At 59.2% G+C, this 12,880-nt stretch carries 9 protein-coding genes; 3 read left to right on the top strand and 6 right to left on the bottom strand.

Annotation, left to right across the window (positions count from 1 at the left end; all coding sequences use genetic code 11):
* Nucleotides 1-5: 5 nt before the first annotated feature.
* The 4 genes from FIV03_RS04930 to FIV03_RS04915 form a co-directional block, all read right to left on the bottom strand.
* Complete coding sequence (locus FIV03_RS04930; protein WP_152508862.1) at nucleotides 6-1,097, bottom strand: ABC transporter ATP-binding protein; 1,092 nt, start codon at nucleotides 1,095-1,097, stop codon at nucleotides 6-8.
* Between the two features lie 11 nt (nucleotides 1,098-1,108).
* Nucleotides 1,109-1,993, bottom strand: coding sequence for a carbohydrate ABC transporter permease (locus FIV03_RS04925; RefSeq protein WP_152511822.1), 885 nt, complete (start codon nucleotides 1,991-1,993; stop codon nucleotides 1,109-1,111).
* Nucleotides 1,994-2,103: 110 nt separating this feature from the next.
* Nucleotides 2,104-2,994 carry a sugar ABC transporter permease gene (locus tag FIV03_RS04920; RefSeq protein WP_055656892.1) on the bottom strand — a complete coding sequence of 297 codons (891 nt, stop codon included), beginning with the start codon at nucleotides 2,992-2,994 and terminating at the stop codon, nucleotides 2,104-2,106.
* A gap of 144 nt (nucleotides 2,995-3,138) precedes the next feature.
* Nucleotides 3,139-4,374 carry an ABC transporter substrate-binding protein gene (locus FIV03_RS04915; RefSeq protein ID WP_022999280.1) on the bottom strand — a complete coding sequence of 412 codons (1,236 nt, stop codon included), beginning with the start codon at nucleotides 4,372-4,374 and terminating at the stop codon, nucleotides 3,139-3,141.
* A gap of 228 nt (nucleotides 4,375-4,602) precedes the next feature.
* Between FIV03_RS04915 and FIV03_RS04910 the strand changes: the two genes are divergently transcribed.
* The 3 genes from FIV03_RS04910 to FIV03_RS04900 all read left to right on the top strand — a co-directional run bounded on the left by FIV03_RS04910 (nucleotide 4,603) and on the right by FIV03_RS04900 (nucleotide 9,791).
* Complete coding sequence (locus tag FIV03_RS04910; protein ID WP_152508861.1) at nucleotides 4,603-5,637, top strand: LacI family DNA-binding transcriptional regulator; 1,035 nt, start codon at nucleotides 4,603-4,605, stop codon at nucleotides 5,635-5,637.
* Nucleotides 5,638-6,081: 444 nt separating this feature from the next.
* Nucleotides 6,082-6,885, top strand: coding sequence for a substrate-binding domain-containing protein (locus FIV03_RS04905; protein WP_152508860.1), 804 nt, complete (start codon nucleotides 6,082-6,084; stop codon nucleotides 6,883-6,885).
* Between the two features lie 14 nt (nucleotides 6,886-6,899).
* The gene (locus FIV03_RS04900) at nucleotides 6,900-9,791 is read left to right on the top strand and encodes an EAL domain-containing protein (RefSeq protein ID WP_286202297.1); all 2,892 of its coding nucleotides are present in this window, start codon (nucleotides 6,900-6,902) and stop codon (nucleotides 9,789-9,791) included.
* 48 nt (nucleotides 9,792-9,839) lie between these two features.
* Here the strand turns inward: FIV03_RS04900 and FIV03_RS04895 are convergent, their stop codons facing one another.
* Together FIV03_RS04895 and FIV03_RS04890 are read right to left on the bottom strand one after the other, a co-directional pair.
* The gene (locus tag FIV03_RS04895; protein WP_022999276.1) at nucleotides 9,840-10,856 is read right to left on the bottom strand and encodes a 2Fe-2S iron-sulfur cluster-binding protein; all 1,017 of its coding nucleotides are present in this window, start codon (nucleotides 10,854-10,856) and stop codon (nucleotides 9,840-9,842) included.
* Nucleotides 10,857-10,918: 62 nt separating this feature from the next.
* Entirely contained in the window at nucleotides 10,919-12,706 is a 1,788-nt protein-coding gene (locus FIV03_RS04890) for an ethylbenzene dehydrogenase-related protein (RefSeq protein WP_286202265.1), read from the bottom strand.
* Nucleotides 12,707-12,880 lie beyond the last annotated feature (174 nt).

The raw sequence follows: 12,880 nt of genomic DNA, 5'->3' as shown, positions 1-12,880 counted from the left end.
CCGGCCTAGAGCCGGGATTCCGAGGTTTTGTCGAAAAGATTGGCGCGGGCGGGATCGAACCCGACCGTGATTGCGTCGCCGTGCCGGATGTTCGCCTGGCCGTCCATGCGCACCCACAGCGTCTGGTCGCCGGTGGTAAAGCGGACAAGCGTGTCCGAACCGAGCGGCTCCACCAGTTCCACCTGCCCATCCAACCGCACGAGCGCGGTGTCTGCTTCCGCGCCGCTGACCATGTGTTCCGGACGGATGCCGAACCAGGCTGCGCCTGCTGCAGGAGGGCCGTTCTGGAAGGTGTATCCGTCAAGCGAGAAGGTCTTTCCGCCTGACGCGAACCGGTAATTTCCGCCGGTTTCTTCCAGCTCTCCTTCAAAGAAATTCATGGTCGGCGAACCGATGAACTCGGCCACATACTTGTTGGCCGGCCGGTTGTAGATCTCGTTGGGGGAGGCCAGCTGCAGGATCTGGCCACCACGCATGATGGCAATCCGGTCGGCCAGCGTCATGGCCTCGATCTGGTCGTGGGTGACGTAGATCATGGTGTTGGACAGCTTCTGGTGCAGCTGCTTGATCTCGACCCGCAGGTCCGCCCGCAGCTTGGCGTCCAGGTTCGACAGCGGTTCGTCGAACAGGAAAACGTCGGCATCGCGCACCAGAGCCCGGCCGATGGCGGCACGCTGGCGCTGGCCACCGGAAAGGGCGGCCGGCTTGCGGTTGAGCAGCGGTTCGATCTGCAGGACCTTTGCGGCCCGGTTCACCCGCTCCTGGATTTCCGCCTTGGGCAGGCCCGCGTTCTTCAGGCCGAAGCTCAGGTTGCCGGCGACGGTCATCTGCGGGTAGAGCGCATAGGACTGGAACACCATGCCGATGCCACGCTGGGAAGGCTCCGCCCAGGTCACGTTGCGCCCGCCGATGAAGATCTGCCCGCCGGTCACGTCCAGCAGCCCGGCAATGCAGTTCAAAAGGGTTGATTTTCCGCAGCCCGAAGAGCCGAGCAGCACGAGAAACTCACCCTGGCCGACATCGAGGTTGAGATCCTTCAGAACATCCAGGCTTCCGAAACTCAGGGAAAGGTTCTTGATGGAGATACTTGGTTCCATGGGTCGTCTCGTTAGCCTTTCACCGCACCGGCGGCGATGCCGCGCACGAAGAGTTTTCCGGAGATGAAGTAGATGGTGAGGGGTACGAGGCCGGTCAGAATGGTCGCGGCCATGTTGACGTTGTATTCCTTCACCCCTTGCGTGGAATTGACGATGTTGTTGAGCTGCACCGTCATCGGATAGAGGTCCGGCTTGGTGTAGATCACGCCGAACAGGAAGTCGTTCCAGATGCCGGTCACCTGCAGGATCATGGCGACAACGAAGATCGGCAGGCTCATCGGCACCATGATCTGGAAGTAGATTGCCCAGAACCCGGCCCCGTCCACGCGCGCCGCCTTGAACAGTTCCTGCGGCACGGAGGCGAAATAGTTGCGGAACAGCAGTGTCAGGATGGGCATGCCGAAGATTGTGTGCACGATCACCAGCCCGGTCAGGCTGCCGTAAAGGCCGATTTCCCGCAGCATGATCACGATCGGATAGATCATCACCTGGTAGGGAATGAAGGCTCCGACGATCAGGATCGTGAAGAAGGTTTCCGAGCCCTTGAAGCGCCAGTTGGCAAGCGCATATCCGTTTACCGAGGCAATCACGATCGACAGGATCACGGACGGGATCAGGATCTTGACCGAATTGAAGAAGCCGCGTGACAGGCCATCGCAGTTGAGGCCGGTGCAGGCTTCCGCCCAGGCCTTCACCCAGGGCTGGAAGGTGATCTCCACGGGCGGTGAAAAGATGTTGCCAAGCCGGATCTCCGGCATGCCCTTCAGCGAGGTGACGATCATCACGTAAAGCGGCAGCAGGTAATAGAGGCAGACGACGATCAGCGTGCCGTAGATCAGGATGTTCCTGCGGGACAGCGCCTTGCGTGGCTTGCGGCCGGCGGGGCCTTCGACCATCCGGCTGCCGGATGGCGTGCCGTCGCCGTGGCGGAGCGCCCGGTCGGGGCCGGCTTCGGCCGGGCCGGTATCGTATTTCATCGAGCCTTTGAGCAGGTGAGGCGTCTTGGTCATTTGCGCTTGCCTCCGAACTCGAGATAGGCCCAGGGCACGACGATAATGACGACCGTCAGCAGCATCATGGTGGAGGCGGCAAAGCCCTGGCCGAGGTTCTGCGACAGGAACATGGCGTCATAGACGTATTTGGCCGGAACTTCGGAGGAAATGCCGGGCCCCCCGCCGGTCTGGGCGACGACCAGGTCGTAGACCTTGATGATGCCGGAGGCGATCAGCACGATTGCGGTGATGAAGATGCCGCGCATCATCGGAATGACGATGAAGAGATAGGTCTTCCACATCGGGATGCCGTCGATCTTGGCGGCCTTCCAGATGTCCTCGTCAATCCCCCGAAGACCTGCCAGCATCAGGCACATGATCAGCCCGGTTCCCTGCCAAAGGCCGGCGATGAGGATGCCATAGATGACGATCTCGGGATTGTAGAGCGGGTCGAAATTGAAACTCTCCCAACCGAGGCTGCGCACCACGTGCTGGATGCCGAAGTCGGGATTGAGAATCCACTGCCATGCCAGTCCCGTGACGATGAAGCTGAGCGCGAAGGGATAGAGCAGGATTGTTCTGAACGTGTCCTCGAACCGAATCTTCTGGTCGAGCAGGGCCGCCAGCATGAAGCCGATCAGCAGCGAGAAAATCAGCGAGAAAGCTCCGTAGATGGCCAGGTTCTCGATGGAGATCAGCCACTTGCTGCTGCTCCACAGCCGGTCGTACTGGGCAAGACCGACGAATTTCTCACGCGGCAGGAGCTTGGAGTTGGTGAAGGAATAAAGAACCGTCCAGGCGGTTCCGCCGATGAAGACCACCACGGCGGTGATGATCATCGGAACCGCGGCCACCTTGGCGCTGATGTTCCGATGCCACCTCGCGGGGCGCGTAGCTGCGGCCATGCCGAAAACTTCCTTGTCGAGACGTCCAGGGTGATGTCGGGCGCTCCCTGCGCGCCGGAGCGCGCAGGGCTGGAGGACGCCACCTGGCCGCTGTCCCGGTAAAGTTGGGACCGTGCGGCGCGGGCGGCGGGCCTTTTTCCGCTGTTAGTCGGCGTTGCCGACGATCGACGCGAACATCGACTGTGCGTCTTCAGCGGTCATGGACGGGTTGTTGAAGAACTCGACGAAGAGGTCGTTCACCTGGGTCAGGCTGTCGGCGGACATCAACTGGTCCGGAGACTGGATGACATTGCCTTTGGCCAGGATGTCGAGGCCCTTCTTCATGCAGTCGTTTGCAGCCGCCAGATCGACGTCGCCACGCACTGGCAGCGAGCCTTTCTTCAGGTTGAAGGCAACCTGGGCTTCCGGGGAAAGCATGACCTTTGCCAGTTCGCCCTGGGCTTCGGTGATGGCCGGGTCGTCCACTTTCGGGAAGTAGAACGCGTCGCCGCCGGTCATGATGACCTCGTTGACGCCAAGGCCGGGCAGGCAGGTGTAGTCCTCGCCGGCAACCTGGTTGGCGACCTGGAACTCACCCTGCGCCCAGTCACCCATGATCTGGCCCGCGGCCTTGCCGGTGATGACCATGGTGGTGGCATCGTTCCAGCCCTGGACGTTGGAGTCCTTGGACATGTCGCGAGCAGTCGCGGCAGCCTGGAAGACCTTTGCCATTTCCTCGCTACCGGCAAGCTCTGCATCCTTCTCGCCGAAGATCTTCGTATAGGCCTCGGGTCCGGCGAGTGCGGTGAGAAGCACCTGGAACGCCAGTGTCGTCTGCCAGGGCTGCTGCCCCATGGCCAGCGGCACGATGCCCGCCTCCTGAAGCTTGGGTGCTGCGGCAGCGTATTCGTCCCAGTTGGTCGGAACCGCCAGGCCGTTGTCCTCGAACACCTTGTTGTTCAGCCAGAGCCACTGCTGCGAATGAATGTTGACCGGAACGCAATAGATGCGGCCATCCAGCGTGCAGCTGTCGAGCAGACTGGAGGGATGGATGACTTCTTTCCAGTTGCCTTCCTCTGCAATGTCCGTGAGGTCGCGCATCAGGCCGGCTTCCACCAGTTCCTCTGCCTGGCGGCCATGGTTGAACTGCGTTGCACCCATCGGGTCGCCACCGGTGATACGGCTGATCATGATCGGGCGGGCTGTGCCGCCGGAACCGGCAATCGCACCGTCAACCCACTTGTTGCCGGTCGCGTCGAATGCCTTTGCGAATTCGGCAACCGCAGCCGCTTCGCCGCCTGAAGTCCACCAGTGGGTGACTTCCAGATCGGTCGCATTCGCGGCCGTTGCTGCACAAAGGGCGGTCGTTGCTGCAAAAACTGCACGTAGTGCTTTCATCATTTCCTCCCATCGAACGTGAACTGTCCGATTGTCCTCACCATGCGGCCTCCACCGCATTTTGTAATCGATTACATTTTATTGTATGCTATATGTAATCGATTACATTCATCATTCTCGGGAAACGGTCTTGTGTCAACCCGGAATGTCGGATCAGACAGTTTCGAGGACGAACCGGCCGTCATGGCGGCAGGCGCCCAGGCTCAAAAAAGAGAAATACCGGAGAAGGCCTTGGCCCAGAAAATAGCACGAATTCAAGATGTTGCCAAAGAGGCGGGCGTATCGACCGCAACAGTCAGCCGGGCGCTGAGCAATCCTGAACTTTTGACAGAGGCAACCCGCGACATCGTCTTCGCGGCGATCCGCTCTACCGGTTACCGGGTCAACCGTGCAGCGCGTAACCTGCGCACCCAGCAGGCCGGAGCCATCCTGGTTCTGGTGCCAAACCTCGGCAATCCGTTCTTTTCCCAGATCCTGGCCGGGATAAGTGCATCCTTCGGCAACCGTGACTATTCCGTCCTGATCGCCGATACCAAGGACCATGCGACCAGTGGCAAACACGTGGTCGACTACTTTCTGGACGCCCAGATCGACGGCATGATCTGTCTGGACGGAGCAATCTCCCACCAGGAATTGCAGCTGTTCGAAGACAACGGCGTCTCCGGCAAGATCGTCTTTGCATGTGAATGGGCGCACGACGTCGCGTTGCCTTCCGTGCGCAGTGACAACGTTCGCGGGGCGCAACTGGCCGTCCGGCACCTGTATGACCTTGGCCATCGCAAGATTGCCCATATCACGGGTCCGCAGGAAAATGTTCTGACGCATGCCCGGCGCGAAGGCATGCTGGCCGAACGTGCAAGGCTGGAGCTGCCTGCCCGGGAGGAATGGATCATCCGGGGCGACTTTTCCCTGGAATCCGGCCGGATGGCAGGTGAGAGGATCCTGGAGATGAACGATCGGCCAACAGCGGTTTTCTGTGCGTCGGACCAGGTTGCCTTCGGGCTGATCTCGACCCTGACCGCAAACGGTGTCCGCGTTCCGGAGGATATTTCCGTCGTCGGGTTCGATGATATCGAGCTGTCGGAGTTTTATGTCCCGGCACTTACAACCATTCGGCAGGACCGGCGCGCGCTTGGTGCCAGGGCAGTTTCCCTCCTGCTGGATTGTATTGACGTTGCGCACACCAGGTCAGACGTCGAGATGGAACCGGTGATGGTTGATGTAGAGCTGATAGTGAGGGCCAGCGCCGCGCCGCTGGTTTGTTGAATAGCGGCCCTGTTGCCCACCGCTGACAGGGTCGAAAATCCAACCGGCAAGTTTTGCGCAAGCATGAGGTTGTAAATTTTCTCGCTACCCGAATTAGATGTAAGCGTTGATCAGCAGTGAATCTACCCTGCAGCATAAATCATGCAACTTGATGTTTGCGCGAAAAGAAAATCTAAGGTTGTATCGAATACATCTTTCTTGGTGGTAGTCAGGTCATGTTTACCGGTCAATTTATTGGGTGAACAAATTTGCTAAGTCGGTAAATTATTCCTACTAGGAAAATATTGCCCAAATCAGATCGAATTTTAATTTCAGGATTATTTTGCTTTTATTTCATTACTTTAATTAGACTACACATTTATTGTAATTTATCGCGGGGGTTTAGCGTTTAATTAACTTGAATATGTCACTCTAGATAGTACCGTCAATTTTTGGGTGATAAAAATGCGTAGTTTGGCTTTTGCCTTGGCATTGTCCCTTTGCACTTTTTTCTTACACACTGAAGTTTCGTCGGCACAGGGCCCGCTAAAAGTAGTAGGCACGGGTGATGGCCTTGAAATGCTTCAGGAAATTGGTGCGGGCTTTGTCGAGAATCGTCCCGATATCAATCTTGAAATTCCACCGAGCATTGGCTCGGGTGGCGGTATCGCTGCCGTCAGCTCCGGCACGGAGCGGTTGGGCCGGGTCGCGCGTCCCTTGAAGGACAGCGAGGTGGAATATGGCCTCGTTTACCTGCCGATTGCAAAAATCCCCAGCGCAATCTTCACGCATCCGTCCACCGGTATCGATGCTTTGACCAGTGAAGAACTCGTCAAATTGTATACCGGTGAAATAGCCAACTGGTCTGAACTAGGCGGTGCCGATCTGCGTGTCCGCCTCGTCCGCCGCGAAGACGCGGACAGCACCTTGCAGGTTTTGAAATCGTCGATGCCGGGCTGGGCGGATATGGAGTTCTCGCCGCGCTCGAAAACGGCCCTTACCACCCAGGAAGCAATTTCCAGCGCGCGCGAAGTCGAAGGCGCGATTGCTTTCGGTCCTTATTCGAAGCCGCTTGAAGACGGACTGTCGGTCCTCAAGATCGATGGTCACCATCCGACTGATCCGGGGTACCCGAGTTCGGTAACCCTCGCCTTGATCTACAAGGAAGGCACGCTGGACGATGAGATGAAGGCCTTCATCGACTACGCCCAGTCGGGTCAGGCTCACACATTGATCAGTAACTACGGTGGCGTACCCGTCGGTAGATAACCCAATTGGTCCACATGATCCGTCACTCGTCCCTTCTCTGGCATTATACATACGGCGCCGTTTTCACGGCGGTGTGTGCATTTGCCGGTCTTATCGGACTGGTGGCTTTCCAGCTTGAAGACAGCATGCAGCGTCAGGAGGCCGAGCTTCTGGAGCTTTCCCGCGCGCGTCTTGTGGAAACCCTGTCCGCCGACGTGAAGCTTGCCGGGACCCGTATGGAGTTCCTGTTTCAGGACAGGCTTCGGCGCATAAATGCGTTGTCGGAGAGGGTGGATACCGCCAAGGCCGTTGAGTCACGCAATGTCGTGGCCATGTCGGAACTGCTCGGCCCGGCCGCGAAACTGGCGGATGTGGACGGCATCGTCGTTCTGGATGAGGAAGGCCATGTGATCGGCGCCTCCTCCTATTCTGCGGACCTCGTCGAACTGGGGTCCAAGATGCAGGGTCTGAGCTTCTTCAACGAGGTCGCCAAGTCGCTGAAAGACAGCTTCCCGGGAGAGAAGCTGACTTACTCCGGCGTCTTGCCGAAGTCCGAAACGGGTGTCTTTGTGCCAGGCGATCGGGTCAATGAAGTGTCTCAGATCGCGTTTGTCCCGGTTTTCGATGATTTCGGCTATGTGATCGGCGGACTTGTCGCGCAACGTTGGCTGCGGCCGGAAGAGCCACTCCTGGCGGATCTGGCAAAAATCAATTCCTTCGAAATGGCGATCGTTTTCGACGACCAGATCATTTCCACGGCGAATTTCACCGGAAACTATTCGGATCTCACCCGCTCGAAAGAAACGCCGAACATCACCCTGGACGGTGAGCATGTCATCGAATGCGGTGTTCCTGTCGTTCCCATGACTGTCTGTGCGCTGACCCCCATCGCGGCGCTGACCGAAATCCAGAACAAACTGATCCGTATCGGCACCGAAGAAGAAGCAAAGCTGCTCCGGCGGCTGTTCCTGTTCGGACTGATCGCGCTGGTGGCTTTCGCTGCTGTCGCCTTTCTCATGTCGCGGCAGATTACCCGGCCGCTGACCAAGATCACGCGCGTATTGACCGGCATTGCAGCGGGCGACTTCGAAAGCAAGGTGGTTGGAACCGAGCGGCTGGACGAAGTCGGTGACATCGCCAGATCGGTCGTTTCCTTGCAGCGATCCGTCAAGGAGCGCGACGCCTTGCGCGAACGCGTGCACGAAAAGAACTCCATCCTGCGCTCTCAGGAAGCCCAGTTGCGCGAGCAGAACGTCCTCTTTGATGCTGCTCTCAACAACATGTCGCACGGTCTGTGCATGTTCGACGTCGATGGCAGGTTGATTGTTTCGAACCAGCGCTACGCCGAATTGTTCGAAGTCGAGCCGGGCAGGATAAAGTCGGGTATGACGGCTGCTCAGCTCGCAACGCTGCAGAAAGTTGATGCCGTTGAAACCGGTGACATGGCTCTGCACGATTCCAGGATGGGAGATCACAGGTATTCAGGTGGCTCGCAAAGCACCGAAATGGTGAAGATCCGCTCGGGCCGTATCGTCCTGACCACCCGCCAGCCGCTGGCGGAAGGTGGCTGGGTGGCGATATCCGAAGACATCACTGAGCGGCAGGAAGCCCGCGACCGGCTGGCGTTCCTGGCGCGTCACGACCTTCTGACACAGCTGCCAAACCGCATCGAATTCCGGGACCAGCTGGACATGCTGTTGAACCAGCAACTGGTCAAGGGCGGCGAGTTCGCCATTCTGTGCCTCGATCTGGACGAGTTCAAAACGGTCAACGACAGCCTTGGGCACCCGATTGGCGACGAACTCTTGCGGCAGGTGGCGGAGCGTCTGCGCGCCCTCATCGGCCGAAAGGACGTTGTTGTCCGCCTTGGCGGCGACGAATTTGCGATCCTCACCGGTCTGCCCTGCAGGCTTGCTGATGTCGAGGAACTGGCGCAATCGGTCATCTGGGAGATTTCCCAACCGTTCCAGATCACGGATCATGAACTCGTAATCGGCGTCAGCATCGGCATCACAATTGCCAGGGCCGACGGCACTGCAGGCGACGAACTGTTCAAGCAGGCGGACCTTGCGCTCTACCGGGCCAAGGAAGACGGTCGCAATACCTACCGCTTCTTTGAGCAGGACATGGGCACGGCCGTGAACGACCGGCGAGAGCTTATCACCGACCTCAGGACCGCGGTCGCCAATGGCGAACTGGAGCTTTATTTCCAGCCGCAATACACGCTCGTGGACGACCGGGTGTCCGGCTTCGAGGCGCTGGTGCGCTGGAACCATCCGACACGGGGCATGGTTTCTCCGGCTGATTTCATTCCGCTTGCCGAAGATACCGGCCTGATCATCCAGTTGGGCGAATGGGTGTTGAAGGAAGCATGCCGGATCGCGTCCAATTGGCCGGACCACCTCAGGATCGCGGTCAACCTGTCACCCCGGCAGCTGCGCGGCCACGCATTTGGTCCGGTGCTGATCGATGCCCTGACCCAGACGGGTCTCAAGGCCGACCGTCTCGAACTGGAAGTGACCGAAAGCGTGCTTCTGACCGATTCAGAAGATGTTCTGGATTCGCTGCGCCAGGCCAAGTCGCTGGGCGTGAAAGTGTCCATGGACGATTTCGGAACCGGCTATTCCTCGCTCAGCTACCTGCGCCGGTTCCCGTTCGACAAGATCAAGATCGACCAGTCCTTCGTCCGGTCGATGGCCTATTCGGACGATTCCATTTCCATCGTGAAAGCGGTCATCGAACTGGCCAACAATCTCAACATGACCACCACCGCCGAAGGTGTGGAGACCAAGCAGCTTCTCGACATGCTGACCGAAATCGGCTGCACGGAAGCGCAGGGCTACTACCTGGGCAGACCCATGCCTGTCGCCAGCACCGAAGAGCTGATCTATGCCGGCGAACGGTCTCTGACAACCGCCGCGCAATAGTCGGCAAGACCGCTCGCTTTCAGGAGAGGCAGGTGTAGCGCTCTGGCGTCAGCCGGCGGAAGCCGAGGTAAACGGTGCGGATGCCTTTCGGATAAGGTTTCCAGCAAGGGCCAGCAGGCCACTTTCTTCTTCCGCCACAAAAAACGGATCGGCGTAGAAGGTTGCCCCTGCGCCTAGCGCGATCTCCCGCATGGCGTCGACATGTGACGGCGCACCGGCCGAATAGACGACGTGATCGGGTGTAAGTTGTCCGACCAGTTCATGCGGGCGCGCTTTGCGCACCGTCTCGTCGTCGCCATCGCCTGCCGTCAGGGTGATCGGAATGCCTCGGCCTTGCAGCCAGCGAACCGCGTCGCGCATGTAGATCCCGTCCCGGGTTCTCGACCCGGCAATGATGCGGATTTCACGGCCGGTCTGGCCCAGGCTTGCAGCAACGGCGATCGACCAGATCGGTGCGAACCCGGTGCCGGTCGAGGTGAGCAGGATCGGGTTCTGCTGCCGCCGCAAAAACGCATTGCCGAATGGGCCTCGCAGCTTGACGGCATGTCCCTTGGCAATTTCCTTGCCCAGCTTCGACGATACGATGCTGTCCGGGTAGACCTTGATGTGAAACACAAGGACATTCTCTTCCGCATCCAGGTTGAGCGGGGTTGTCGGGCTGTAGTCGCGCGGCGGATATCCTGCAAAGGTTGCGCGCAGATACTGCCCCGGCAGCCAGGGCACGGGCCGCGCCGTCTTGACCCGAACTTCCAGGTACCCGTCCTTGATCGGCCGAATGCTTTCCACCGTTCCCTTTGTGGTCTTCACCAGCGGTACCGGGTCATAGGCGATCTCGGCATCGCCTTCCAGAACGGAAAGGCATCCGAGCACGGTGTCCTTTTCCCGGGTGCCCATGTCGTCGATCTGCCCGCTCAAAACGCGAACCCGGCAGGTTTCGCATTGGCCGGAACAGCAGTCGTGCGGGATGACGAGGCGTCCGCCGAGCCCGGCGTCGATCAGCGTGTCGCCGACATTGGCCTTGATGGCCTTCCCGTTGATGGTGACCGTACAGGTGCTTTTCGACATGGGTAATTACATCCGTTGAAAGAAACGTCCGGAAAAGACAGGAAAGGCGGGAAGGGCAGGCCTCAATTGAAGGTCAGCCGCACGGGACGGGAATGGCGGGTGTGGCGGGTCTGGTTGTGGTCGAAGGCAGAGACCCACAGGAAAAGACCGTCCGTCATGGCAAGGTCCTGGCTCTGGCCGGTATCCATGTCCCGGACGACTTCAAGCGTCCAATGGTCGTCCTGCCACCTGGACCCACCCATCAGATCTGCCCGGCTGCCGGAGTATTCACCCTCGATGAGAACTCCCGGAATAACCGTCCCGACCGGGATCTCCGCGTCCTTTTCCGGCGAGTACGGCACGCTTTCGTTTTCGAACATCCACCACTGCGACCCCTCGTCTTCGCTCACTTCGGTGGAAAGATCGATGGTGCCCATCAGTGATGTCATTTTCTGATAGTCAGCCGGAAGCCGGCGCACGCCGACGGTCCCGTGGTAGTGGGTCACGGGATCGCCGATGTAGTTGTAGACGTAGAAAGCCTTGCCTTCGTCGGCATTGTAGCCGGCGCTGTAGCGGCTCTTGCCGGCAGCCTGGGCTTCGTTCGGTTCCACCGGCGTCGCGAAATGCATGTCGTCGACGCGTCCCAGCATGCCGCCACGGGACGCTTTCCATTGCCACACATCCACCAGACTGCCGTCGGTCGTATAGTGCAGGCCGCGGTAGTTGAAGGCACCTGGTTTGTCACTCAGGGGCTTCGGGCCCATGTGGGTGGCGCCACCGCCGCCAAAGGTGTCGGTGGTGGAAAAGGCAACCGAGAACTTGTCCTCGTAGTAGGCGGTCTCGTCGGAAATGTCGGCCCGGTTGTTCAGCATGTGCCAGCCGTCTTCACGCTTGATCAGCGGATGCCGCTTCAGCGACCGGTTCTTGTCTTCCCAGCGGAAGGCAAACGCGATCTTGTCCCCCACCTGGACGGCACGTACTTCGACGGTGGATTCTCCCGTTCCGTCCAGGTTCGAGCCTTGCTGTGTCCGGATGAAAACAGGAGTGGCGTCCTGCCAGACCGGATCGTCCAGCGTGCCGTCCAGCTCCGGCAGGGTGGTGCCCTTGGCAACGACAAGACTGTCGCGTGTGCCGAAATCGAGGCTGACGGCGCCAACAAGCACGATTGCGCCCAGGGCAGTCGCCAGGGCCAGCGGGTGACGGCTCATGCCCGGGAAGCGGCGCAGCGCCTGCGGACGGAACAGCCGCAGCAACTGGGCAACGCCGCCATAGCAATAATGCAGCACCACATGGGCAACGATATAGGTCAGCACCACAAGGGCGGCCGTGTAATGCACCGTCACCCAGATGCCGCCATGACCGATATAAAGCAGGACGCCCGTCGCCGACAGGGTGAGCACTGCCCCGAACAGGATCCAGTAGGCGATGACGTTGACCGCGGCCAGGCGCAGCTTGGTGCTGGCGGGAAGCGTCAGGACAACGATCTTCTTGGAGGAAATGCGCCGTTTCAGTCGGCCAAGCGTCATGTAGGCCGCATAGGCAAAGATAACTGCCAGAACGAATATCGCCGACACATAGTGCCAGGTCCAGATTTCACCCTGTGGCAGGATCGGTTCGAAAAGCTTGGAGAACCAGGCGTGTTCCGCATCCGCCGACAGGCGCATGCCGGTGACCAGGCTGGTCACGATCGCCACAACCAGTGTCCAGTGCAGGAGGATCGTGCCGATGTCGCTGCGCACCGGAGGGCTGCGGTCCTCGGGTCTTTTCGCCGCGCTATCTGCGTCAGTGGCGTGCCGGCCTGTTTGGGATTTCTTGGATGACTTGGACGATGAAGGCAGTTCCAGGGCGTGATCAGTCACTTGGTCCGTCAACTTTTCCTCCAGGGCCGCCAGCAATGCGACCGGGTTACCGGCATAGGTTGTGCAACCGGATGTCGGGAAATTTCAAAGCGCTTTGCCTAAAAAATATCACATTTTAACAAAAGTGAAGAAAAAATGGCGAATACAACTGACCTTAAACCTATCCGGGTGGTTTTGCGCATGCTT

The organism is Labrenzia sp. THAF187b (genome assembly GCF_009363375.1).
Taxonomy (GTDB): Bacteria; Pseudomonadota; Alphaproteobacteria; order Rhizobiales; family Stappiaceae; genus Roseibium; species Roseibium algicola.
The sequence above is the reverse complement of the archived record's forward strand: the minus strand, read 5'-3'. Positions and strand labels throughout refer to the sequence as shown.